Origin of the sequence: Streptomyces sp. NPDC051180, assembly GCF_040689545.1 — a bacterium.
In the GTDB taxonomy this organism is placed as follows: Bacteria; Actinomycetota; Actinomycetes; order Streptomycetales; family Streptomycetaceae; genus Streptomyces.
Window position 1 is genome coordinate 154368 of sequence record NZ_JBFBBC010000014.1, and the last position, 21604, is coordinate 175971.

The 21604-nt window shown below is 73.9% G+C and carries 23 protein-coding genes; 14 read left to right on the forward strand and 9 right to left on the reverse strand.

What is annotated here, in order from left to right; translation table 11 throughout:
* The first annotated feature begins 5 nt into the window (after positions 1 to 5).
* From AB0424_RS24295 to AB0424_RS24305, 3 genes are all read left to right on the forward strand, one after another.
* A complete protein-coding gene (locus tag AB0424_RS24295; RefSeq protein ID WP_366308623.1) occupies positions 6 to 989 on the forward strand; it encodes an ABC transporter ATP-binding protein in 984 nt (327 codons plus the stop codon).
* Positions 982 to 2043 (forward strand): dipeptide ABC transporter ATP-binding protein, encoded by a 1062-nt coding sequence (locus tag AB0424_RS24300; protein WP_366308624.1) that lies wholly within the window; start codon positions 982 to 984, stop codon positions 2041 to 2043. The genes AB0424_RS24295 and AB0424_RS24300 overlap by 8 nt, the downstream gene beginning before the upstream one ends.
* A 325-nt stretch (positions 2044 to 2368) precedes the next feature.
* Complete coding sequence (locus AB0424_RS24305; protein WP_366308625.1) at positions 2369 to 3361, forward strand: hypothetical protein; 993 nt, start codon at positions 2369 to 2371, stop codon at positions 3359 to 3361.
* 1 nt (position 3362) lies between these two features.
* Here the strand turns inward: AB0424_RS24305 and AB0424_RS24310 are convergent, their stop codons facing one another.
* Positions 3363 to 5519, reverse strand: coding sequence for an alpha/beta fold hydrolase (locus tag AB0424_RS24310; RefSeq protein WP_366308626.1), 2157 nt, complete (start codon positions 5517 to 5519; stop codon positions 3363 to 3365).
* A 169-nt stretch (positions 5520 to 5688) separates the two neighbouring features.
* Between AB0424_RS24310 and AB0424_RS24315 the strand changes: the two genes are divergently transcribed.
* The 4 genes from AB0424_RS24315 to AB0424_RS24330 all read left to right on the forward strand — a co-directional run bounded on the left by AB0424_RS24315 (position 5689) and on the right by AB0424_RS24330 (position 9562).
* Positions 5689 to 5883, forward strand: a complete 195-nt coding sequence (locus tag AB0424_RS24315; RefSeq protein WP_033201312.1) for a hypothetical protein — start codon at positions 5689 to 5691, stop codon at positions 5881 to 5883.
* Positions 5884 to 5945: 62 nt separating this feature from the next.
* The gene (gene mshB, locus AB0424_RS24320) at positions 5946 to 6836 is read left to right on the forward strand and encodes an N-acetyl-1-D-myo-inositol-2-amino-2-deoxy-alpha-D-glucopyranoside deacetylase (protein ID WP_366308627.1); all 891 of its coding nucleotides are present in this window, start codon (positions 5946 to 5948) and stop codon (positions 6834 to 6836) included.
* Entirely contained in the window at positions 6833 to 7228 is a 396-nt protein-coding gene (locus AB0424_RS24325) for a DUF6113 family protein (RefSeq protein WP_366308628.1), read from the forward strand. The genes mshB and AB0424_RS24325 overlap by 4 nt, the downstream gene beginning before the upstream one ends.
* 93 nt (positions 7229 to 7321) lie before the next feature.
* Positions 7322 to 9562 carry a hypothetical protein gene (locus tag AB0424_RS24330; RefSeq protein WP_366308629.1) on the forward strand — a complete coding sequence of 747 codons (2241 nt, stop codon included), beginning with the start codon at positions 7322 to 7324 and terminating at the stop codon, positions 9560 to 9562.
* An 87-nt stretch (positions 9563 to 9649) separates the two neighbouring features.
* Here the strand turns inward: AB0424_RS24330 and AB0424_RS24335 are convergent, their stop codons facing one another.
* Entirely contained in the window at positions 9650 to 9874 is a 225-nt protein-coding gene (locus AB0424_RS24335; RefSeq protein WP_366308630.1) for a hypothetical protein, read from the reverse strand.
* A 102-nt stretch (positions 9875 to 9976) separates the two neighbouring features.
* Positions 9977 to 10339: a DUF1304 domain-containing protein gene (locus tag AB0424_RS24340; protein WP_366308631.1), complete on the reverse strand. Its 363-nt coding sequence runs from the start codon at positions 10337 to 10339 to the stop codon at positions 9977 to 9979.
* An 82-nt stretch (positions 10340 to 10421) separates the two neighbouring features.
* On the opposite strand from AB0424_RS24340, the gene AB0424_RS24345 reads away from it, so the two are divergent.
* Entirely contained in the window at positions 10422 to 11309 is an 888-nt protein-coding gene (locus tag AB0424_RS24345; protein ID WP_366308632.1) for a hypothetical protein, read from the forward strand.
* Here the strand turns inward: AB0424_RS24345 and AB0424_RS24350 are convergent.
* The gene (locus tag AB0424_RS24350; RefSeq protein WP_366308633.1) at positions 11302 to 12246 is read right to left on the reverse strand and encodes a transglutaminase-like domain-containing protein; all 945 of its coding nucleotides are present in this window, start codon (positions 12244 to 12246) and stop codon (positions 11302 to 11304) included. The genes AB0424_RS24345 and AB0424_RS24350 overlap by 8 nt on opposite strands.
* Positions 12243 to 13292 (reverse strand): GNAT family N-acetyltransferase, encoded by a 1050-nt coding sequence (locus AB0424_RS24355; RefSeq protein WP_366308634.1) that lies wholly within the window; start codon positions 13290 to 13292, stop codon positions 12243 to 12245. The genes AB0424_RS24350 and AB0424_RS24355 overlap by 4 nt, the downstream gene beginning before the upstream one ends.
* A 112-nt stretch (positions 13293 to 13404) precedes the next feature.
* Between AB0424_RS24355 and fdxA the strand changes: the two genes are divergently transcribed.
* Both fdxA and AB0424_RS24365 read left to right on the forward strand, forming a co-directional pair.
* Positions 13405 to 13725, forward strand: a complete 321-nt coding sequence (gene fdxA / locus AB0424_RS24360) for a ferredoxin (protein ID WP_366308635.1) — start codon at positions 13405 to 13407, stop codon at positions 13723 to 13725.
* 86 nt (positions 13726 to 13811) lie between these two features.
* Positions 13812 to 14906: a bifunctional succinyldiaminopimelate transaminase/glutamate-prephenate aminotransferase gene (locus AB0424_RS24365; RefSeq protein WP_366308636.1), complete on the forward strand. Its 1095-nt coding sequence runs from the start codon at positions 13812 to 13814 to the stop codon at positions 14904 to 14906.
* A 60-nt stretch (positions 14907 to 14966) separates the two neighbouring features.
* Here the strand turns inward: AB0424_RS24365 and AB0424_RS24370 are convergent, their stop codons facing one another.
* Positions 14967 to 15440 (reverse strand): ATP-binding protein, encoded by a 474-nt coding sequence (locus AB0424_RS24370; RefSeq protein ID WP_366308637.1) that lies wholly within the window; start codon positions 15438 to 15440, stop codon positions 14967 to 14969.
* Positions 15441 to 15742: 302 nt separating this feature from the next.
* Complete coding sequence (locus tag AB0424_RS24375; protein ID WP_366308638.1) at positions 15743 to 16681, reverse strand: hypothetical protein; 939 nt, start codon at positions 16679 to 16681, stop codon at positions 15743 to 15745.
* A 37-nt stretch (positions 16682 to 16718) separates the two neighbouring features.
* On the opposite strand from AB0424_RS24375, the gene dapE reads away from it, so the two are divergent.
* Together dapE and AB0424_RS24385 are read left to right on the forward strand one after the other, a co-directional pair.
* On the forward strand, positions 16719 to 17813 hold the full coding sequence (gene dapE / locus AB0424_RS24380; RefSeq protein ID WP_366308639.1) for a succinyl-diaminopimelate desuccinylase: 1095 nt from the start codon (positions 16719 to 16721) through the stop codon (positions 17811 to 17813).
* Between the two features lie 109 nt (positions 17814 to 17922).
* Positions 17923 to 18672, forward strand: coding sequence for a TIGR00730 family Rossman fold protein (locus AB0424_RS24385; protein WP_366308640.1), 750 nt, complete (start codon positions 17923 to 17925; stop codon positions 18670 to 18672).
* Positions 18673 to 18716: 44 nt separating this feature from the next.
* Here the strand turns inward: AB0424_RS24385 and folP are convergent, their stop codons facing one another.
* Positions 18717 to 19577 carry a dihydropteroate synthase gene (folP, locus tag AB0424_RS24390; RefSeq protein ID WP_366308641.1) on the reverse strand — a complete coding sequence of 287 codons (861 nt, stop codon included), beginning with the start codon at positions 19575 to 19577 and terminating at the stop codon, positions 18717 to 18719.
* Between the two features lie 103 nt (positions 19578 to 19680).
* Between folP and AB0424_RS24395 the strand changes: the two genes are divergently transcribed.
* Both AB0424_RS24395 and AB0424_RS24400 read left to right on the forward strand, forming a co-directional pair.
* Entirely contained in the window at positions 19681 to 20019 is a 339-nt protein-coding gene (locus AB0424_RS24395) for a hypothetical protein (RefSeq protein ID WP_366308642.1), read from the forward strand.
* On the forward strand, positions 20016 to 20627 hold the full coding sequence (locus AB0424_RS24400) for a DNA-3-methyladenine glycosylase I (protein ID WP_366308643.1): 612 nt from the start codon (positions 20016 to 20018) through the stop codon (positions 20625 to 20627). The genes AB0424_RS24395 and AB0424_RS24400 overlap by 4 nt, the downstream gene beginning before the upstream one ends.
* Before the next feature lie 31 nt (positions 20628 to 20658).
* Here the strand turns inward: AB0424_RS24400 and AB0424_RS24405 are convergent, their stop codons facing one another.
* A complete protein-coding gene (locus tag AB0424_RS24405) occupies positions 20659 to 21462 on the reverse strand; it encodes an enoyl-CoA hydratase-related protein (RefSeq protein ID WP_366308644.1) in 804 nt (267 codons plus the stop codon).
* Positions 21463 to 21604: the final 142 nt, after the last annotated feature.

Below are 21604 nucleotides of genomic sequence, written 5' to 3' on the forward strand. Positions count from 1 at the left end.
GACCCATGCTGCTCGAAGTGCGCGACCTGCACGTGGAGTTCCACACCCGCGAGGGGGTGGCCAAGGCCGTCAACGGAGTCGACTACTCCGTCGACGCGGGGGAGACCCTCGCCGTCCTCGGCGAGTCCGGCTCCGGCAAGTCCGTCACCGCCCAGGCCGTCATGGGCATCCTCGACGTCCCCCCGGGCAAGATCAGCCAGGGCGAGATCCTCTTCCAGGGCCGGGACCTGCTCAAGCTCAAGGAGGACGAGCGGCGCAAGATCCGCGGCGCCAAGATGGCGATGGTCTTCCAGGACGCGCTGTCCTCCCTCAACCCCGTGCTCAGCGTCGGCGACCAGCTCGGCGAGATGTTCCAGGTCCACCGGGGCATGTCGCGCAAGGACTCCAGGACCAAGGCCGTCGAGCTGATGGACCGGGTCCGCATCCCCGCCGCCAAGGAACGCGTCGGCCAGTACCCCCACCAGTTCTCCGGCGGCATGCGCCAGCGCATCATGATCGCGATGGCGCTCGCCCTCGAACCCGAGCTGATCATCGCCGACGAGCCGACCACCGCCCTCGACGTCACCGTCCAGGCCCAGGTCATGGACCTCCTCGCCGAACTCCAGCGCGAGCTCAACATGGGCCTCATCCTCATCACCCACGACCTCGGCGTCGTCGCCGACGTCGCCGACAAGATCGCCGTCATGTACGCCGGCCGGATCGTCGAACAGGCCCCCGTCCACGAGATCTACAAGGCCCCCGCCCACCCCTACACCCGCGGCCTGCTCGACTCCATCCCGCGCCTGGACCAGAAGGGCCAGGAGCTCTACGCGATCAAGGGCCTCCCGCCCAACCTCCTCGCCATCCCGCCCGGCTGCGCCTTCAACCCCCGCTGCCCCATGGCCCAGGACGTCTGCCGCACCGACGTGCCCCCGCTCTACGACGTGACCGAGTCCCCGGTGAAGCGCTCCAGCGCCTGCCACTTCTGGAAGGAGTGCCTCCATGGCTGAGGCGATTCTCGAAGTCAGGGACCTCCACAAGCACTACCCGCTGACCCAGGGCATCCTCTTCAAGAAGCACGTCGGCGCCGTCAAGGCCGTCGACGGCGTCGACTTCGACCTCCATGCCGGAGAGACCCTCGGCATCGTCGGCGAATCCGGCTGCGGCAAGTCGACCGTCGCGAAGATGCTGGTCAACCTGGAACGGCCGACGTCCGGCGAGATCCGCTACAAGGGCGAGGACATCAGCAAACTCTCCCCGCGCGCGCTCAAGGCCGTCCGCCGCAACATCCAGATGGTCTTCCAGGACCCGTACACCTCGCTCAACCCCCGCATGACCGTCGGCGACATCATCGGCGAGCCCTACGAGATCCACCCCGAGGTCGCCCCGAAGGGCGACCGGCGCCGCAAGGTCCAGGACCTCCTGGACGTCGTCGGCCTCAACCCCGAGTACATCAACCGCTACCCCCACCAGTTCTCCGGCGGCCAGCGCCAGCGCATCGGCATCGCCCGCGGCCTCGCGCTCCAGCCCGAGATCATCGTCGCCGACGAACCGGTCTCCGCCCTCGACGTCTCCGTCCAGGCCCAGGTCGTCAACCTCCTGGACCACCTCCAGAGCGAGTTCTCCCTCTCGTACGTGTTCATCGCCCACGACCTCTCGATCGTGCGCCACATCTCCGACCGGGTCGGCGTCATGTACCTCGGCCGGATCGTCGAGATCGGCACCGACATCCAGATCTACGACCACCCCACCCACCCCTACACCCAGGCGCTGCTCTCCGCCGTGCCCGTGCCCGACCCCGAGGCCCGCGCCCACCGCGAGCGGATCATCCTCACCGGCGACGTCCCCTCCCCGGCCAACGTCCCCTCCGGCTGCCGCTTCCGCACCCGCTGCTGGAAGGCCCAGGAACGCTGCGCCCTGGAAGTCCCCCTCCTCGCCGTCCCCGCCGCCTTCCGCCTCACCGACAGCCCCGCCAAGCACGACTCCGCCTGCCACTTCGCCGAGGAGAAGCAGGTCGTCCCGCCCGAGGAGCCCCAGGCGCCCGAGGAGCCCCAGGAGCCGTAACGCGCGGGCAACTTCACGGAATCCCCTCCGATATACGGACACGGCAGGCTCGGCCAGGTACGGCCGTGCGGGTGCCGTAGGCCGGCCGGGGCGCACCAGCACCCCGGCCGGCTTCGCCGCCCTCTTTTTTGGGCTCGGTTCGCCTCCGGGGCGCTGGTGCCGGTGTCGAGTCGGCGATCGTGCTCGACCCTCCTTCGTCGGGCCTCCGCGCGCTCGCCGTCTCGACACCGACGCGCCCCTTCGGCTCACTCGCCCGGGCGGCCGTCATGTGACGTACATGCGGAATCGCTTGTTTCGGTCGGTCGCGACCGTGAGTATCGGGGTCGTGACTGTGACACGACCGGCACGTCTCACGGGGGCGGCGCTCTGCGCCGGGCTCGCGCTCATCGCCGCCGTGTGGATCCTCAAGGACCTCGCGGTGCTCGGCTCGCCGGCCGATCTCGCCTGGTACTGGGCGGGGGACCACCTCTTCCTGATCCGGGGGAGGTCCGCCACCTCGCTGACCGACCCGGTGCTGCTCGTCGTCTCGGTGGCCGCGGCCGTCGCATCGCTGCGCTCCCGGCACGCGGCGTCCGCGCTCGCCGCCACCGGCGCGGTGACGCTCGCGCTGCGGCTGCCGGGACTGTGGGCGGCGGGGAGCGGGGCGCTCGTCACCGCACTCGCCGAACTGGCGCTCGCCGCCGGGCTGGTCGTCGTCGCCGCGGCGGGGCGGCGCCCGGTGACGGCCGCGTACGAGCGGACCCCGACCCGGCCGCGTACGGGCCGCGCCGTCGCCGCGGGGGTGCTCCTCGCGGTGGCCGCGGCCGTGGTGGCGTGCTGGGAGCTGTACTGGGCGGGGGAGCTGCCGGCCGAGATCACGGTCGACCGGCTCACCGGAGGCCGGTCCGCCGTCACGCCGGCCCTGGCGCCGCCGCCGGGCTGGCTGTCGGCCGTGCTCGTCGGCCTGTACGCGACGGCCGCCGGGTCGGCCTTCGCGCGGGCCCGCCACAGCCGGGCCTTCGGTCTGCTGGCCGGAGGGTTCCTGACGGCCGCCGGGTCGGCGGAGGTGGCGCGGGACGTCCGGTACGAGTGGGTGACCCACTTCGGGGACCTCGCCGGCGTGCAGCAACTGAGCGTCCTCAGCGCCGTCTTCGGGCTGTGCGCGGGAGTCGCGGTGCTGGTGCTGCTCGCCGCGCCCGGCGCCCCGGCCGAGGAGACGGCCCCGTTCGGGTCGTACGGGCCGTACGGCGGGCCGGCCGGGGCCGGCCCGTACGGGGCGTACGGGCCGCCCGGCGCGCTGCCTCCGGCGCCGCCGTCCCCGCCGCCGCCCGGCTGGTGAGTCAGCCGGCGAGGGAGCGCCTGAGGAAGTCCACCTGGAGCAGGAGGAGGTTCTCCGCCACCTGCTCCTGCGGTGTCATGTGGGTGACCCCGGAGAGCGGCAGCACCTCGTGCGGGCGGCCCGCGGCGAGGAGGGCGGAGGAGAGCCGCAGCGCGTGCGCGACGACCACGTTGTCGTCGGCGAGGCCGTGCACGATCATCATCGGCCGGGCCGGTCCCTCGGCGACCGAGAGCCCGTCGTCGGTCAGCAGCGACTGCGCGGCGTAGACGTCGGGTTCGGCCTCGGGGGTCCCGAGGTACCGCTCCGTGTAGTGGGTGTCGTACAGCCGCCAGTCCGTCACCGGCGCCCCCACGACCGCCGCGTGGAAGACGTCGGGCCGCTGGAGCACCGCGCGGGCCGCCAGATAGCCGCCGTACGACCAGCCGCGCACCGCGACCCGGTCCAGGTCCAGCGGGAACCGTCCGGCCAGCGCGTGCAGCGCCTCCACCTGGTCGTCGAGCGTCGGCGTCAGGTCGCGCAGGATCGACTTCTCCCAGGCGGGGGAGCGGCCCGGCATGCCCCGGCCGTCGGCCACGATCACCGCGAACCCCTGGTCGGCGAACCACTGGGAGGTCAGATACGGGTGGTGCGCGGCGACCACGCGCTGCCCGTGCGGACCGCCGTACGGGTCCATCAGGACCGGCAGCGGCCCGTCCCCCTCCGCGTATCCCGACGGCAGGAGGACCGCGCAGGGAATCCGGCGGGCGCCCGCCTCGGTCAGCCGCACCCGGGCCGTGATCACCGGTCGCTGGGCGTACGACGCCACGACCGCGACCCGCTCGCCGTCCCGCAGCACCCGCGCCACGCTCCCGGGCTCGTCGGGCCGCGCCGACACCAGGACCGTCACCGCCCCCGCACGCACCGCCGCGTGCACCCCGACGCCCTCGGAGAGCCGCTCGGCGCCCTTCCCGGCCGACACCCGGTACACGTGGATCTCGCCGGTCTCCGGATCCGCGGCCGCCTCGCCCGCCGACGCCGACACGAGGACGTCCTCCGCGCCGACGTCCAGCACCGCCCGCACGTGCAGGTCGGCGCCCGTCCACAGCGCGTCCCCGACGGCCAGGGCGCGCGCCCCGCTCTCGTCGGTGACCCGGACGAGATCCCCGCCCGGCCCCCACGCCGGCACACCCCGGTGCAGCTCCAGCCACGCCGGATCGGTCTCCGTGCGCACCCTCTCCGTCCGCCCCGACTCCGGGTCGACGGAGAGGTGCACCTGCTCCCGCTGGTCGCGCGTCTGCACCAGCAGGAGCGGGGCCCCGGCGGCCGACCAGTGCACCCGTGCCAGGTACGGGTGGCGCTCGCGGTCCCAGACCACCTCCGTCCGCGTCCCGTCGAGGTCCACCAGGAACAGCCGCACCTCCGCGTTGGCCGTCCCCGCCGCCGGATACCCCACCCGCTGCGGCTCCCGCTCCGGCCGCGCCGGGTCGGCGATCCACCACCGCCGTACCGCCCGGTCGTCCGCCCGCGCCACGAGCAGTCGATCCCCGCTCGGGGACCACCAGTAGCCGCGGTCGCGGCCCATCTCCTCGGATGCGATGAATTCGGCCAATCCGTAGGAGACGTGATCGTCCTCCGGGGCGGCCAGTTCCCGGTCGCCCGACCCGTCCGCGCCCACCACCCGCAGCGCGCCCCCCGTCACGTACGCGACGAGCCGCCCGTCCGGCGAGGGCCGGGGGTCGATCACGGGTCCGGGCACCGGCAGCTCCCGCGCCGTCCCGGCCCGCAGCTCCGCAGTGAACAGCCGCCCCGACAGGGCGAACGCCGCCAGCTCCACCGCCCCGTCCACCGCGTACCCGACGATGCCGCCCGAGCCCTCCCGGCTCCGCTCCCGGCGCGCCCGCTCCTCCGGGGACAGCTCCTCCTCGGCGCCCGCGAGCAGCACCCCGGGGTCGGCGGCCGTCCGCTCCACCGGCGTCCCGCCCGGCGGGAGGTCGAGCACCCACAGCCGGTGCGAACGGTCCGTCCCCGTGCCCGATCTGACGAAGGCCACCCGCTCGCCGTCCGGGGAGACCGAGAAGCCGCGCGGAGCGCCCAGGGTGAAGCGCTGGGTCCGGGCGAGCTGGCGCGGGAAGGAGAGCGGGGCCCGGGGAGTGGCCGGCTGCTGTCGAGTCGAGGTCATGCGGCTGAAAGTAGCGCCGTGCGCCCCCCGCGTGCCTCCGTCCGCCGATCGATGCGATGGCACGGATAGTTATGATCCGTAGCGCTAGGTGGGTATGTACCCGACTGGCACATGCGCGCTGCCCTGTCCGATCGAATATCCGACCGAAGAAGTGTGGAGGTGAACCGCCGTGGCACTCTCGATTTCGGCGGTGGTGCTGCTGGCGATCGTCGTCTTCCTGCTGATCCGGAAATCCGGGCTGAAGGCTGGACATGCGGCGGTCTGCGCGCTCCTGGGCTTCTACCTGGCGAGCTCGTCCATGGCCTCGTCCATCAGCACCCTCACGACGAACGTGGCGGGGATGATCGGCGGCCTCAAGTTCTGACCCCGCGGGGGTTCCCCGGAGGGTTCGGGGCCCGCGCGGGAGGGGTCTCGTAGGGTGGGGACATGACCGATCTCCCCGCCCGTCGTCTGCTCCTCGTGCACGCGCACCCGGACGACGAGTCGATCAACAACGGCGCCACCATGGCCAGGTACGCGGCCGAGGGCGCCCTTGTCACCCTGGTCACCTGCACGCTCGGCGAGGAGGGCGAGGTCATCCCGCCCGACCTCGCCCATCTGGCCCCGGACCGCGAGGACCGGCTCGGCCCCCACCGCGTCGGCGAACTCGCCGCCGCGATGCGCGAGCTGGGCGTCGCCGACCACCGCTTCCTCGGCGGCCCCGGGCGCTTCCGCGACTCCGGGATGATGGGCGCCGAGCAGAACAAGCGGGACGACGCCTTCTGGAACACCGACGTCGACACCGCCGCCCCGTACCTCGTGGAGGTGATCCGCGAGACCCGCCCGCAGGTCCTCGTCACCTACGACCCCGACGGCGGATACGGGCACCCGGACCACATCCAGGCCCACCGCGTCGCCACCCGGGCCGCCGAGCTCGCCGCCGACCCGGCGTACCGGCCCGACCTCGGCGCCGCCCACGCGATCGCGAAGATCTACTGGAACCGCGTCCCGCGGTCCGTCGCCGAGGCCGGATTCGCCCGGCTGCGGGCCGAGGGCTCCGTCTTCCCGGCCGTCGCGGCGATCGACGACGTCCCCGGCGTCGTCGACGAGGACCGGATCACCGCCGAGATCGAGGCGGCCCCCGGTCAGGCGGCCCGCAAGAGCGCCGCGATGGCCGCGCACGTCACCCAAGTCGCCGTCGACGGTCCGTTCTTCGCGCTCTCCAACGCCCTCGGCCAGCCCCTCTTCACCACCGAGTACTACGAGTTGGTCCAGGGCGCCTCCGGTGCTCCCGCCGGCGTCCGAGAGACCGACCTCTTTGCGGGAGTGACCGCATGACCGCCCCCGCCCCGGCCCGGAAGCCCGCCCCGACGCCCGGACCCTCCGCCGCCGTCCGGTATGCCGCGTACGCCGTTCTGTTCCTCCTCGGCCTCCTCGTCGGCGCCGCCGGCTCCCTCGTCCAAGCCGCCTGGTTCCCCGGCGGCTTGCTCCTCGGCCTCCTCGCCACCGCCGCCCTCTTCTACGGAGGGCTGCGCGCCGTCGGCACCCAGCTCGCCGTCGTCGCCGCGGGCGCGGGCTGGCTCATCGCCGTCATCGTGCTCAGCCTCGGACGCCCCGAGGGCGACGGGGTGTTCGCCGGCGGCGTCGGCGAGCTGCTCTTCCTCTTCGGGGGCATGGCGGCCGCTGTGATGTGCACCACGCTCGCCCGACTGGTGCGACCGGCCCCGTGAGCAGCACGACTTGAGTCCGGGGACGTCCCGACTTCGGCCGGAATGCCCGACGTGGGTCACCCGGGGGTCGGGTAAGAAGCGGCGGCGGCCAGTATGGTGGTGCGCGCCGCCGAACCGCCCGGGTACACGAGCATCTGCAAGAGCGGGCGGTGGAGCCAACCGGGAGATCCTGCTTTGAGTCGTGAAACTGGTCGAGAGACTGACAGTTCGTCCTCCGGCGCCCAGGGGCGCGGTGGAGCCGCGTACCCCTCGGGTACCCCGCCGTACGGATCCCGCCAGTATCCGTCGCTCCACCCCACGCAGGACGCGCCGGCGGAGCCCCCCGTCGCGCCCGCGCTGCCGGAGGAGCCCAAGACCGAGACGACGCTGACGACCCGGATCCGGATCAACATCCCGGGTTCGCGGCCGATCCCGCCGGTCGTGGTCCGCCAGACGGTCAACGAGGCCCCCGCCCCGGACCCCGAGCCGGCCCCGGCCCCGGCCGTCGTCGAGCCGGAGCCCGCGCCGCCGGCGGCCCCCGAGCCGCCGCAGGCCGAGGAGGCCCCGAAGGCCAAGGAGACCAGCGACTGGTTCGCCCCCCGCAAGGCGGCGGCCCCCGCTCCCTCCGCGGCTCCCGCGCTCCCCGCGGCCCCGGCGCCCACCCTCAGGCCCGGCCCGCAGCCGTCCGGCCCCGACACCCAGGGCACCGGCTTCGCCGGCTCGGCCACCTCCGGCGTCCCGACGGTCGGCAACACCCCGTCGAGCCGCCCGGTCAGCGGCCCCGGCAACCCCCTCTACGAGAGCGGCACCCCGGCGGGCGGCACCCCGATGTACGACGGCACCCCGGCAGGGGGCACGCCGAGGTACGACGGCACTCCCGCGGGCGGTACGCCGATGTACGACGGGACGCCGGCGGGCGGTACGCCGATGTACGACGGCACCCCGGCAGGGGGCACCCCGATGTACACCGGCACCCCCGCCGCCGGCGCTCCCGTCCACCGCGGTCCGGGGGCGGCCGCCCCGACCGGGCCCACCACCGGCCCGGTCACCGGCACCGCGTCCCTCGGCGCACCCGGCGGCCCCGGCACCGGCCCCTTCCCGGGCCGGGGGCCCGGGCAGGGCTCCCCGTTCCCCGGTGGAGCGCCCCGGATGTCCGACGACACCGCGATCCTCACCCCGCAGGCGCCCGCCCCGGGCCCCGGGCGAGCGTTCGCCCCCGGGCAGGGCGCTCCGGCCGACGGCGGAGCCGGCCACGTCTCCGGGGACACGCTCACCAGCGGCATCCCGGTGGTCCCGCCGAACGCGGCCCGCCGCCCCGAGCCGGGCCCGCGCCGCGACGAGCAGGCGTCCCCGGCCCCCGCGCCGGCACCGCGGCCGGCGCCCGCGCCCGCCCGCGCCCCGGCGAAGAAGGGCCGCTCCAAGCTGGTCCTGGCCGCCGTCGGAGTCGTCGGCCTGGCCGGTGTCGCCTACGGCGCCGGCCTCCTCCTCAACCACTCCGACGTCCCCAAGGGCACCACCGTGCTCGGCGTGGACATCGGCGGAGGCACGAAGGAGGAGGCCGTCAACAAGCTGGAGAAGGCCCTGGGCACGCGCGCCCACGCCCCCCTCCAGCTCAGCGTCGGCGGCGAGAAGGTCCAGCTGGCCCCCGACAAGGCGGGCCTGACGCTCGACAGCCAGGAGACCGTCCGCGCGGCGGCCGGCAGCGACTACAACCCCGTCTCCGTCATCGGCTCCCTCCTCGGCGGCGAGCGGGTCGCGAAGCCGGTCTTCCCGGTCGACGACGAGAAGCTCGCCGTGGCCCTGGCCGACCTCGCCGGCCGGTCCGCCGCGGCGACCGAGGGCACGATCCTCTTCGCACCGAACAAGGTGACCGCCGTCCCGGGCAAGCCCGGCAAGGGGCTGGACATCCAGCGCTCGATGATCTCCGTCAAGGACGCCTTCCGCGCCCAGGTCGAGACGGGCCGGCGCAGTCTCGTCGAGCTCCCGGTCACCACGCGCCAGCCCACGATCACCAAGGCCGAGCTCGACCGGGCGATGAAGGACTTCGCGACGCCCGCGATGTCCGGCCTGATCAGGATCAACGCCGGCGGCAAGCACATCGACTTCGGCCCGGCGCGCTCCCTGCCGCAGATCCTCTCCATGAAGGCCGTCGACGGCCGACTGGTCGAGTACTACGACAAGGAGGCCATCGACCGGCTCCTCGACGGGGCCTTCGACGGCGTCATGGTCACCAAGGGGGACGGGACCAAGCACCAGGTCTCCGCCGACGACGTCGCGTTCGTCATGCGCGACGCCCTGCGCGGCAAGAACCTCGCGGAGCGGACCAAGACCATCGACCTCGAAGGCCGAGGCTGATCCACCCCGCGCCCGAGCCCCCGTCCCCTCCCGGGACGGGGGCTCCCGCGCGTCACGGGCCGAGTCCCGTCCCGCGGGCTCCCGAGGTCACCACGCGCCGCCGTAGCGGGCCTTCCTGGCCCGCAGCCACGCCTCGACCTCCCGCTTCTCGGCGGCGGAGGCCGCCCGCAGGTCGTCGGCCCTGATCGTCGCCACGTAGCGGGTGAACCGCACGCGGCGCCGCACCCCCTCCACGCCGATGACCTTCCCGGGCCCGTAGACGTCGGTACCGGTATGGGCCACGAAGCTGCCCGTGCCGTGAGGGGTTCCCATCGCGCGCCTTTCGCCGTGTGCGTGCCGTTCCGTCCCACACTGGCCTGCCGGTCGCCGGGCCCGCCGGGGGGACACGCGCGACGCCCCCTTCGGCGGAAGGCGTCAGTGGGAGACGACGACCGCGGACAGGGCGAGCGCGCCCGGCAGCGCCTGTGCGAACAGGATGCGCCGGTTGGCGGTGGCCGCCCCGTAGATCCCCGCGACGACCACGCACGACAGGAAGAACACCCGCGCCGCGAACGCCGTCGGATCCTCCGCGACCAGCCCCCACACCAGCCCGGCCGCCAGGAACCCGTTGTAGAGCCCCTGGTTCGCCGCCAGCGGCGCCGTGGCCCGCGCCATCTCCGCGTCGAACCCCGAGAAGCGCCGCCCGGTCTCCTTCTGCCACAGGAACATCTCCATCACCATGATGGAGGCGTGCAGCAGCGCGACGAGGGCGACGAGGATGTCCGCGGTCAGAGGCATCCCGTCAGTCTGCCGCCCCCGGCCCCCCATCACCGCGCCCCCCGCCGGAGACGCTCGCGGACTGCTCCGCTTGGATCGGGGCATGACCCGTCTCCTCGGTTCCGTCACCGCGCCCTCCGGCGTCCTGGTCCTCGGCATGGCCGGGGCCGTCGACTGCTGGGCCGACTCCGGCCGCCCGCTGTCCGCCCGCGGCCTCGACGCGGCCCGCGCCGGCGGCGGGCACCTGCACCTGCCCGAGGACGCGGATCCCGAGGAGTGGTACGCCGAGGCGGTCGTCGTGGCCGCCGCGAACGACCGGCCCCTCCCGGTACGGGCCGAGACGGCCGCCTCCCCGTTCGACGGCGAGCCGACGGTCTCCGTCCTGGAGGTCGACCTGCTGCTCCCCTGGCCCGCGGAGCGCGGCCCCGACCCGGTGCCCCTGGGCGATCTCCCCGTGGACCGGTGCGGCATGGTCGTCGGCGACGCGCGGGCGCTGGACGGCTTCGTCGGTCTGGCGGGGGAGTCCGTGGACGGGCTCGCGGACGTCACGTACTGGGGGCTCCACAAGGACGCGGCCCATGCCGAGTTCGGGGGCGAGCCGCTGGCGTACGACAGCCAGTACGGCCACCTCGACCTGCCCGTCGACGAGGCGACGGCGCTCGCCGCCCGTCTCGACGCCTGGGTCGAGCGGGGCCCCGGCAAGGGCCTCATGGTCGCGGTGGACCGGCATTCCCACTACCACCTGCTGCACCGGGCGGGTGGGAACCGTCCGCTCCTCGCCGCGGTCCTCGACATCGACGGCTGCCCGGTCCTCGGTCTCGGGTGGGACCAGGGGGACCACTCCGTCCGCCATCACGGCGAGCGTCCCTGGGACCGGGTGTACCCGGTGGTCCTCGCCCCCCGCGACGGTTCCACGGTCCTGCGCTGGACCATCCCGCCGTACGAGGACGAGGACGAGGACGAGGGCCAGGACGGGTGTCGCGCTAGTTGAGCATGGCCCGGGCCGCCTGGGCGCGGCGCCGGATGGCGGTGGCGGATTCCGGGTCGACGGCGTCCATGACCTGGGCGTACGCCTCCATCTCGATGGCGCCGGTGAGGAACTCGCCGCGGAGCACGAGGAGTTCGGCGCGTTCGTAGCGGAGGCGGGCGGGGTGGGAGGGGAGGAGGAGGGAGAGCTCCACCGCCCAGAGGGCGACGTCGGAGCGCTCGGGCCGGGAGGCGGCCCAGGCGCGGATGTTGTTGAGGATGCGCAGCACGATGGCGCCGGGCTCGGCCGGCCGCAGCATCGAGCGGTCGAGGGCCTCGCCGGTCGCGCTCGCCACCAGGAGCTCCGCGTCCGTGCCGGTCATGGCGCGGCCGCCGGCGAAGGGGTCGGCGAGGTGCAGGTCGGCGGGGTCGCCGAAGCCCACCACGAAGTGGCCGGGCAGGCCGAGGCCGTAGACGGGGGCGCCGGCCCGGCGGGCGACCTCCATCCAGACGACGGAGAGCAGGATCGGCAGGCCGCGGCGGCGCCGGAGCACCTCGTGCAGGAGGGAGGACTCCAGTCGCTGGTAGTCGGCGGGGACGCCCTCGAAGCCCTCGTGGCGGCCGAGCAGCGCGGCGAGCTCGGCGGCCCAGTCGCCGGTGACGCGGGTCGCGTACGGGACGAGGCCGGCGAGGCGGTCGAGTTCGATCTCCGCCTCGTCGAGGGCGTGCCGGGTGACCGTGGGGTCGGCCACCGCTCCGACGAGCAGGCACAGCCGCGCGAGGTCGGGCCGTTCGGCCCGCGCCTCCTCGGCGAACTCCTGCCGCCAGTCGGGGGTTTCCCCGCCCGGGTCCGCCGGGCGGCCGCCGGGTCCGTCGTGCGGCGCGGTGCCGTCGGGACGCCCGTCGTCGGCCCCGTCGTGCGGTTCCCCGCCCCCCGCGGCCGGTGGTCCTTCGTCCGTCACGCCTCCACCCATCGGTAGTGGTGGTAGTGGTGATGGGCGGCGAAGCCCATCCCGTCGTACAGTGCCCGCGCGCCGTCGTTGTCCGTCTCCACCTGGAGCCAGGCCGCCGACGCGCCCTCGTCGAGGGCCTGCCGGGCGAGCGCCGTCATGACGGACGTCGCCAGGCCGGTGCGCCGCCGGTCGGGGTCGACCTCGACGGCCATGAAGCCGGCCCAGCGTCCGTCGACGACGCAGCGGCCGATCGCCGCGGGTACCCCTCCCGTGCCCGCCACGGAAGCGAACCACACACGCGGTCCCGAGGCGAGGACGGACCGCACGGTCGGGCTCGCCTCCTCGAAGCGCCCGTACCGGCCCAGCCAGGCGTCGTCGACGGTCCGGGAGAGCCGGACGGCGGAGACGTCGGCGTCGAGGTCGCCGATCGGGGCGAGGGCGGCGATCCGCACCTCGGCGGAGACCTCGCGCCGCCAGCCGTGTCGGTCGAGCGCGGCGCACAGGAGCTCCTGGGTGCCTTCGGCGCCGGTCGCGGCCTGGACGTACGCGGGAAGGCCGCGGGCCGCGTACCACTCCCGTACGCGGGTCAGCGCGTCGGCGACCGGGAGTCCGGGGTCGCCGAGCGGGAGCGCGGAGTTGGCGCGGCGGGTGAAGCCCGTCCGGCGTCCGCCCGCCGGTCCTCCGGGGCCCGCCGACAGCTCCTGGACGGCGGCCCGCAGGGTCCACTCGCCGAGGGCCTCGCTCTCGACCGGCTGCCACGCGCGCGCGGTGGCCCTGGCCAGCTCGGGGAAGGTGGCGGCGGGGCCGCGGCGGCGGGCCGGGGCGGCCGGCACGACCTTGCCCGCGACCAGTGAGGACTCGGCGATCCTGACGTTCTCGCCGCCCTTTCGTGTGATCAGCAGCACACCGGCATCCCATGATGTGAGAACCCCGACCGCGTCGGTGTACTTCCCACCCGCCGCCGGTGACTCCGTCACGCACCGAACGGAGACACGTTTTCCCACGTCAGCGCTGGTGATTCGGACCTCAAGGCGCCCTCCGCCGGTGAATTCCACAGCTTCTCCGCCCCTCCTGTTCGGATCGCCCCCAAGAACGGAGATACTAGGTGCGGGCATCGACGACGCCGCGCTCCCGCGCAGACCAGCCCTATCGAGGAGGAACGACAGCGTGACCTACGTCATCGCGCAGCCTTGTGTCGACGTGAAGGACAAGGCGTGCATCGAGGAGTGCCCCGTCGACTGCATCTACGAGGGCAAGCGGTCCTTGTACATCCACCCGGACGAATGCGTCGACTGCGGGGCCTGTGAGCCGGTCTGCCCGGTCGAGGCGATCTTCTACGAGGACGACACCCCGGAGGAGTGGAAGGAGTACTACAAGGCGAACGTCGAGTTCTTCGACGACCTCGGTTCGCCCGGTGGTGCCTCCAAGCTCGGCGAGATCGAGCGCGACCACCCCTTCATCGCCGCCCTGCCGCCGCAGAACGGCTGATCGACCGCATCCGGTCCCGTACGGCCTCGGCCGCCGTACGGGACCGAGGCGTTTTCCCGTACGTACGAGGAAGTGAGAGCCAACCCGTGAGCGCAGTCTCTTCGCGCCTGCCCGTCTTCCCCTGGGACAAGCTGGAGCCGTACAAGAGGACGGCCCTGGCGCACCCGGACGGAATCGTGGACCTCTCCGTCGGCACCCCCGTCGACCCGGTCCCCGCGCTGATCCAGGAGGCCCTGGTGGCGGCGGCGGACTCGCCGGGCTATCCCACGGTGTGGGGGACGACGGAGCTGCGGGACGCGCTCACCGGCTGGTGCGAGCGGCGTCTGGGCGCGGTCGGCTTCGCGCACGAGAACGTGCTGCCCGTGGTCGGCTCCAAGGAGCTGGTGGCCTGGCTGCCCACGCAGCTGGGGCTCGGTGCCGGCGACAAGGTGGCGTACCCGCGCCTCGCGTACCCGACGTACGAGGTCGGCGCGCGGCTCTGCGGCGCCGAGCCGGTCGTCTACGACGACCCGACGGAGCTCGACCCGGCCGGTCTCCGGCTGCTCTGGCTGAACTCCCCGTCCAACCCGACCGGCAAGGTCCTCGGCAAGGACGAGCTGACCCGGATCGTGGCCTGGGCGCGCGAGCACGGGGTGCTGGTCTTCTCCGACGAGTGCTACCTGGAGCTGGGCTGGGAGGCCGACCCGGTCTCGGTCCTCCACCCGGACGTCTGCGGCGGTTCGTACGAGGGCATCGTCGCCGTCCACTCGCTGTCCAAGCGCTCCAACCTGGCCGGCTACCGCGCCGCGTTCGTCGCCGGCGACGCGGCCGTCCTCGGCGAGCTGCTCCAGATCCGCAAGCACGGCGGCATGATGACCGCGGCCCCGGTGCAGGCGGCGACTGTCGCGGCCCTCGGCGACGACGCGCACGTGGCCGAGCAGCGCGAGCGGTACGCGGCCCGCCGTGCGGCGCTGCGGGCGGCCCTGGAGGCGCACGGCTTCCGGATCGAGCACAGCGAGGCGAGCCTGTACCTGTGGGCGACCCGGGACGAGCCGTGCTGGGAGACCGTGGCGTACCTCGCGGAGAAGGGCGTCCTCGTGGCGCCCGGCGACTTCTACGGCGAGGCGGGCGCGCGGTTCGTGCGCGTGGCCTTCACGGCCACCGACGAGCGCGTCGAGGCCGCCGTCAAGCGCCTCGGTTAGTCCGTACGCGGAAGGGCCCGGGAGGCGATCGCCTCCCGGGCCCTTCCGCGTGTGTCGAGGTCAGCCGATGGGCAGGCCGCCGAGCGGCGCGGCGCCCAGCGCCTGGCCGGTCGGCAGGTTGCCGAGGCCGCCGCCGAGGGCGCCCCCGGTCGGCGCCTCGGCGCCCTCGGCGGCGGCGCCGGCGGTCTTGCCGACGACCTCGCCCGCGCTGCCCGCGGTGTCGCCGGCCACCTTCTGGGCGGCCGGGGTGGCGGTCTTGCCCGCCGCGCCGACGGCCTTGCCCGCGGCGGGGACGGCGGTGCCGACGGCCTGGCCGCCCGCGGCGCCGACGACGCCGGTGGTGGTCTGGGAGGCGCTGTCGACGGCGGAGCCCGCGCCGGCGGCGTCCAGGGCGGTCACGCCGCCGAGGGCGCCGGTCGGCACGAGGCTGTGGTCCAGGGCGCTCGCGGAGCCGGCCGCACCGACCACGGGGGCTGCTCCGGCCGCGATGAGGAGGGCGGCGCGGGCGATCCGACGGGTCAGGGGGAGGGACATGGTGCTCCTTCGACGAGGTACGACGTGTTCGTTCGGACGCAGTGACAACCGGCCCCGGGGCGGGGGAGGTTGCGGCGACCGGAGGTAAAGAGTTGGCAATGCGTCGTATTGTCGGGTGGGGAGGAAAACGGAGAAACGCGTCATTGCGCGGACGTCTGGCGAACCGTCACTTCCCTTGTGTGCCAAGGGAATTGAGGGGTGTGAGTGACGCCCGGGAAAAGCACCTCGAAGACGCTTCGAATATCCGGCACATGCGACCGGGCCCGTGCCACCACCGGGTGAACCGCCGTACGGACGACCGACTACGGGGCGAGCCGTACCCGGACGGTCTCGTGGCCCGCGGCCAGCGGGTCCGAGGACGTCGACCAGCCCCCGTCGGCCTCGCCCGCGCGCCACACCCGGCCGCCGAACCCGACCTCGACGACGCGCAGCGTCTCCGCCCGCGCCACCGCCCACTGCGCCAGCTCCCAGCCGCGCCGCTCGTCCGACGCGGCCCCCGGCGCCGAACCGGTGCCCTTCGCCGTCCGCACCGGCACCGCGAGCACCACGGGCCCTGCCGCCGACCGGCCGGCCGTCGGACCGCCCGTCACCGCCTTCGGGGCCGCCTTCGCGCCGAAGGCCCGTACCAGCTCGGACCGGAACAGCCCCGGATCGCCCGCCGGGCCCGGCATCCTGCTCGCCGTACAGGTCAGCGCGGCCGGCGACCGGCCGGTCAGGGCCGCCGACAGCAGCGCCGCGTCCGGCTCGTGCTTCGCGTACGCCTGCGGGAAACCGCTCCGCTGCACCTTCTGCGCCGCCACCGTCAGCGGCAGCCGCGAGTACCCCGGGACCTTCTCCAGGCCCGCGTAGAACTTCCCCGACGAGTAGACCGGGTCCATGATCTGCGCCGGCGTCCCCCAGCCCTGCGAGGGCCGCTGCTGGAAGAGGCCGAGCGAGTCCCGGTCGCCGTGCTCGATGTTCCGCAGCGCCGACTCCTGCAGCGCCGTCGCCAGCGCGATCGTCACCGCCCGCTCGGGCAGCCCCCGGGTCGTGCCCACGGCCGAGACGGTCGCCGCGTTCGACGCCTGCTCCAGGGTGAACTCGTACCGGTTCGCCCCGCTGCCCACACTGCACCGCGGCGCGCCCTTGCTGCCGGTCACCTGGTGGACGGTGACATAGGAGGCGAGGCCGAGGAGCACGGCGAAGGCGGCCGCGGAACGGGTGAGGCGGCCGCGACGGCGGGGGCGGGGGGACTCGGACACGGGCCCACCGTACTGGAGGGCGCGTTAGGGTCGGCACATGGCAGACATCACCCCGCTCGACGGCCCCCTCGACCTGTCCCAGGACGGGGCCGCGCTCACCGCCGCCCTCGTCGACTTCCCCTCCGTCAGCGGGACCGAGCAGCCGCTCGCGGACGCGATCGAGCAGGCCCTGCGCCTCCTGCCGCACCTCACGGTCGACCGGTACGGCAACAACGTCGTCGCCCGCACCCGCCTCGGCCGCGGCGAGCGCGTCGTCCTCGCCGGCCACATCGACACCGTGCCGATCGCCGACAACGTGCCCTCGCGGCTCGACGAGGACGGCATCCTGTGGGGCTGCGGCACCTCCGACATGAAGTCCGGCGTCGCCGTCCAGCTGCGGATCGCCGCGACCGTCCCCGAGCCCAACCGCGACCTCACGTTCGTCTTCTACGACAACGAGGAGGTCGCCGCCGACCTCAACGGCCTCGGCAAGATCGCCGCCGCGCACCCCGACTGGCTGGAGGGCGACTTCGCCGTCCTCCTGGAGCCCTCCGACGCCCAGGTCGAGGGCGGCTGCCAGGGCACGCTGCGCGTCATCCTGCACACCGCCGGCGAGCGCGCCCACTCCGCCCGCTCCTGGATGGGCTCCAACGCCATCCACACCGCCGCCCCGATCCTCGCCCGCCTCGCCGCCTACGAGCCGCGCAAGCCGGTCATCGACGGCCTGGAGTACCACGAGGGCCTCAACGCCGTGGCGATCACCGGCGGCGTCGCCACCAACGTCATCCCCGACGCCTGCGCCGTCACCGTCAACTACCGGTACGCCCCCGACCGCTCCCCGGCCGAGGCCCTCGCCTACGTCCGCGCGTTCTTCGAGGGATGCGACATCGCCGAGTTCGTCGTCGACGACGAGAGCCCCGGCGCCCTCCCCGGCCTCTCCCACCCGGCCGCCGAGGCGTTCATGAAGGCGGTCGGCGGCAGCGCCCAGCCCAAGTTCGGCTGGACCGACGTCTCCCGTTTCAGCGCCCTCGGCGTCCCCGCCGTCAACTACGGCCCGGGCGATCCGATCTACGCGCACAAGCGGGACGAGCACGTCCCCGTCGAGCGGATCCACCACTGCGAGGCACGTCTCCGCGACTGGCTGACTGCCTGACTTCCGTAATTTCGTGTTTCGTCACCTCTGTCGTCCTACTCTGACCGGACCAGAAGATCAGTTGGCGGTCGATCGACAACTGATCGCCGATCGGCGGAGGGAGCAGGCCATGGGCATTCCCGAGGGAATGGCGAAGCCCGAGGAACAGCGTCTCGGTCCGGTGCTCAGGCGCAGGGACCAGGTCCAGCCGGGGACGACGGACCAGCGGCTGCTCGACACCGAGGGCGACTCGGAGTGGGTGCACACCGACCCCTGGCGGGTCATGCGCATCCAGTCCGAGTTCGTCGAGGGCTTCGGCGCGCTGGCCGAACTGCCGAGCGCGATCAGCGTCTTCGGCTCGGCCCGCACGAAGCCGGACTCGCCGGAGTACGAGGCGGGCGTACGGATCGGCCGGGCGCTCGTCGAGGCCGGCTTCGCGGTCATCACGGGCGGCGGCCCCGGCGCCATGGAGGCGGCCAACAAGGGCGCCAGGGAGGCCAAGGGCGTCTCCGTCGGCCTCGGCATCGAGCTCCCCTTCGAGCAGGGGCTCAACCAGCACGTCGACATCGGCGTGAACTTCCGGTACTTCTTCGTCCGCAAGACGATGTTCGTGAAGTACGCGCAGGGCTTCGTCGTCCTCCCCGGCGGCCTCGGCACCCTCGACGAGCTCTTCGAGGCGCTGACCCTGGTGCAGACCCGCAAGGTCACGCGCTTCCCGATCGTGCTCTTCGGCACGCAGTACTGGAAGGGCCTCGTCGACTGGCTGCGCGACTCCGTCGTCGCCGGCGGCAAGGCGTCCGAGCGCGACCTGCTGCTCTTCCACGTCACGGACGACATCGACGAGGCGGTCGCGCTGGTCACCAAGGAGACCGGCAAGTAGCGGCGGGGGCGGGGGCACCGGACCGCCGGCGCCCCCGCCCTCCGTCAGGCCAGCCCGCGGCGGGCCGTCGCCGGCGGCCGGTGCCCGGCGATCGACGCCACCATGTCCAGGACCTGGCGCGTCTCCGCCACCTCGTGCACCCGGTACACCTGCGCGCCGAGCCAGGCCGACACGGCCGTCGTCGCCAGGGTGCCCAGGACCCGCTCCTTGACCGGCCGGTCGAGCGTCTCGCCGACGAAGTCCTTGTTGGACAGGGACACCAGCACCGGCCACCCCGTCTCGGCCATCTCGCCGAGCCGCCGCGTCGCCTCCAGGCTGTGCCGGGTGTTCTTCCCGAAGTCGTGGCCCGGGTCGATCATGATCGCGTCCCGGCGGACGCCGAGCGCCGCCGCCCGCTCCGCGAGCCCCACCGTCACGCGCAGGATGTCGGCCATCACGTCCTCGTACTCCACCCGGTGCGGCCGGGTGCGCGGCTCCGCGCCGCCCGCGTGGGTGCACACCAGCCCCGCGCCGTACTTCGCCGCCACCTCCGCGAGGCCCGGGTCGACCCCGCCCCACGCGTCGTTCAGGACGTCCGCGCCGGCCTCGCAGACCGCCGCGCCGACATCGGCCCGCCAGGTGTCCACGCTGATGACCACGTCGGGGTGGCGCCTGCGGACCTCGGCGACGAAGCCCACCGTGCGCCGCGCCTCCTCCTCGGCCGTCACCTCCTCGCCGGGGCCCGCCTTGACCCCGCCGATGTCGATGATCGCCGCGCCGTCGGCCACGGCCTGCTCGACCCGGGCGAGCGCCGGCTCGTCCCGGAAGGTCGCGCCCTGGTCGTAGAAGGAGTCGGGGGTCCGGTTCACGATCGCCATGATCACCGGCTCGTGCGGCCCGAATTCACGCCGTCCCAAGCGCAGCATCCCTTTTGTCCTCCCTCGCGTCCGTTCGCCTGTGACCCTAACCGTCGGTGGCGCATGGCACGATCGGCTCGGGACGATTTCCACTCCGGGGAGAGGCGCGCAGGTGTTCTGGTTTCTGCTCATCACGATGGTCGTGGTCGTGGCCGCGGTGACCCTGGCGGTGGTCGGCGGCGGCGACAGCGAGGTGCTGCCCGAGGTGGCGCCCGAGCAGCTGGTCGACCCCCTCCCGGAGACCCGGCCGGTGGACCGCGCCGACGTCGAGGCGCTGCGCCTCCCCGTCGCGGCCCGCGGCTACCGGATGGCGGACGTGGACGACGTCCTGGTCCGGCTGGGAGCGGAGATCGCCGAGCGCGACGCGCGGATCGCCGAGCTGGAGGAGGCGCTCGCGGGCGCGTCCACGGGCGACGCCGGCACGGGCGACCGGGGCGAGGACCGGGCGTGACCGCCGGAGCGGCGGTCCCGGGCCCGGACGGGCTGCTGCGCTGCCCCTGGGGGCTGTCGACCGAGGACTACGTGGCCTACCACGACGAGGAGTGGGGCCGGCCGGTCCACGGCGACGACGCCCTCTTCGAGCGGCTCTGCCTGGAGGCGTTCCAGTCGGGCCTGTCCTGGATCACGATCCTGCGCCGCCGCGAGGGCTTCCGACGTGCCTTCGCGGACTTCGAGATCGCCGAGGTGGCCCGGTTCGGGGACGCGGACCGCGAGCGGCTCCTCGCGGACGAGGGCATCATCCGCAACCGCGCCAAGGTCGACGCGACCCTCGCCAACGCGCGCCTGCTCGCCGGCTGGGACCCGGGCGAGCTCGACGCGCTCATCTGGTCGTACGCCCCCGACGCCGCGACCCGTCCCGCCCCGCGGACCGTCTCCGACGTCCCGGCGGTCACCGACGAGTCCACGGCCCTCTCCAAGGCCCTCAAGAAGCGCGGCCTGCGCTTCATCGGTCCCACCACGGCCTACGCCCTGATGCAGGCGTGCGGCCTGGTCGACGACCACGTGACCGGCTGCGTGGCCCGGGGCGGCCGGCGGCCGACCGCCCCGGACGGGGACTGACGGAGTCCGGCGGCCCGCCCCGGGACGGGCCTCAGCGGCCCAGGTAGCGGGGCTTCTCCTTGGCGATGAAGGCGCGGACCGCGATGGTGTGGTCCTCCGAGGCGCCGGCCCGGGTCTGGAGCTCGTCCTCCTTCTCCAGGGCTTCGGCGAGCGAGTGGTCCGCGCCGTAGGCGAGGGACTCCTTCAGCGCCGCGTAGGCCACCGTCGGGCCCTCGGCGAGGGTGCGGGCCACCTTCTCCGCCTCGGCGGCCAGCTCGGCGGCCGGGACCAGCCGGTTCACGATGCCGAGCTCGTACGCCTCCTGGGCGCTGATCGAACGCGGGAAGAGCAGCAGGTCGGAGGCGCGGCTCTGGCCGATCAGCCGGGGCAGCGTCCAGGACATGCCCGAGTCCGCGGTGAGCGCGACGCCCGCGAAGGACGTGTTGAAGGCGGCCGTCTCGGCCACGATCCGGTAGTCCGCCGCCAGCGCGAAGCCGAAGCCGGCCCCCGCCGCCACGCCGTTCACCGCGGCCACGACCGGCTTGGCCATGCCCGTCAGCGCCTTCACGATCGGGTTGTAGTGGTCACGGACCGTGTTCATGGTCTGGCTCGTTCCGGACTCGTGGTCCGCCATGAGCAGGCCCACGTGTTCCTTCAGGTCCTGGCCGACGCAGAACGCCCGGTCGCCGGCCGCGGTGAGCAGCACCGCCCGTACGGCCGGATCCGCCGCGGCCGTCTCCGCCGCGTCCCGGAGGGCGACTTTCGCCGCCACGTTCATCGCGTTCATGGCCTCGGGCCGGTTGAGCGTGATGGTGGCGAGACCCTCGCTCACCTCGTACAGCACCGTGTCGGCCATCGGGATCCCTTCGCCTCATTGCGTGGTTGACCAGCCCAGCATGTCGGAGATCACCCGCCCCGCACATGTGAGCTGCGTCAAAGAACCGGGGGTCCTGGCCCGTCGCCGAGCGGCGAAGTATCGCAGGCCGGTCGCCGAATTA

What these genes read in the sequence shown, in the direction of transcription:
- AB0424_RS24325 (WP_366308628.1), top strand. Translation starts at nt 6,833, where the DNA reads ATGACCGCCCCCGCCCCGGCCCGGAAGCCCGCCCCGACGCCCGGACCC.
- folP (WP_366308641.1), bottom strand. Translation starts at nt 19,577, where the DNA reads ATGCTGCGCTTGGGACGGCGTGAATTCGGGCCGCACGAGCCGGTGATC.
- AB0424_RS24370 (WP_366308637.1), bottom strand. Translation starts at nt 15,440, where the DNA reads ATGTCCCTCCCCCTGACCCGTCGGATCGCCCGCGCCGCCCTCCTCATC.
- AB0424_RS24330 (WP_366308629.1), top strand. Translation starts at nt 7,322, where the DNA reads ATGGTGGTGCGCGCCGCCGAACCGCCCGGGTACACGAGCATCTGCAAG.
- AB0424_RS24340 (WP_366308631.1), bottom strand. Translation starts at nt 10,339, where the DNA reads ATGCCTCTGACCGCGGACATCCTCGTCGCCCTCGTCGCGCTGCTGCAC.
- AB0424_RS24300 (WP_366308624.1), top strand. Translation starts at nt 982, where the DNA reads ATGGCTGAGGCGATTCTCGAAGTCAGGGACCTCCACAAGCACTACCCG.
- AB0424_RS24295 (WP_366308623.1), top strand. Translation starts at nt 6, where the DNA reads ATGCTGCTCGAAGTGCGCGACCTGCACGTGGAGTTCCACACCCGCGAG.
- AB0424_RS24310 (WP_366308626.1), bottom strand. Translation starts at nt 5,519, where the DNA reads ATGACCTCGACTCGACAGCAGCCGGCCACTCCCCGGGCCCCGCTCTCC.
- AB0424_RS24385 (WP_366308640.1), top strand. Translation starts at nt 17,923, where the DNA reads ATGGGCATTCCCGAGGGAATGGCGAAGCCCGAGGAACAGCGTCTCGGT.
- AB0424_RS24405 (WP_366308644.1), bottom strand. Translation starts at nt 21,462, where the DNA reads ATGGCCGACACGGTGCTGTACGAGGTGAGCGAGGGTCTCGCCACCATC.
- AB0424_RS24345 (WP_366308632.1), top strand. Translation starts at nt 10,422, where the DNA reads ATGACCCGTCTCCTCGGTTCCGTCACCGCGCCCTCCGGCGTCCTGGTC.
- mshB (WP_366308627.1), top strand. Translation starts at nt 5,946, where the DNA reads ATGACCGATCTCCCCGCCCGTCGTCTGCTCCTCGTGCACGCGCACCCG.
- dapE (WP_366308639.1), top strand. Translation starts at nt 16,719, where the DNA reads ATGGCAGACATCACCCCGCTCGACGGCCCCCTCGACCTGTCCCAGGAC.
- AB0424_RS24335 (WP_366308630.1), bottom strand. Translation starts at nt 9,874, where the DNA reads ATGGGAACCCCTCACGGCACGGGCAGCTTCGTGGCCCATACCGGTACC.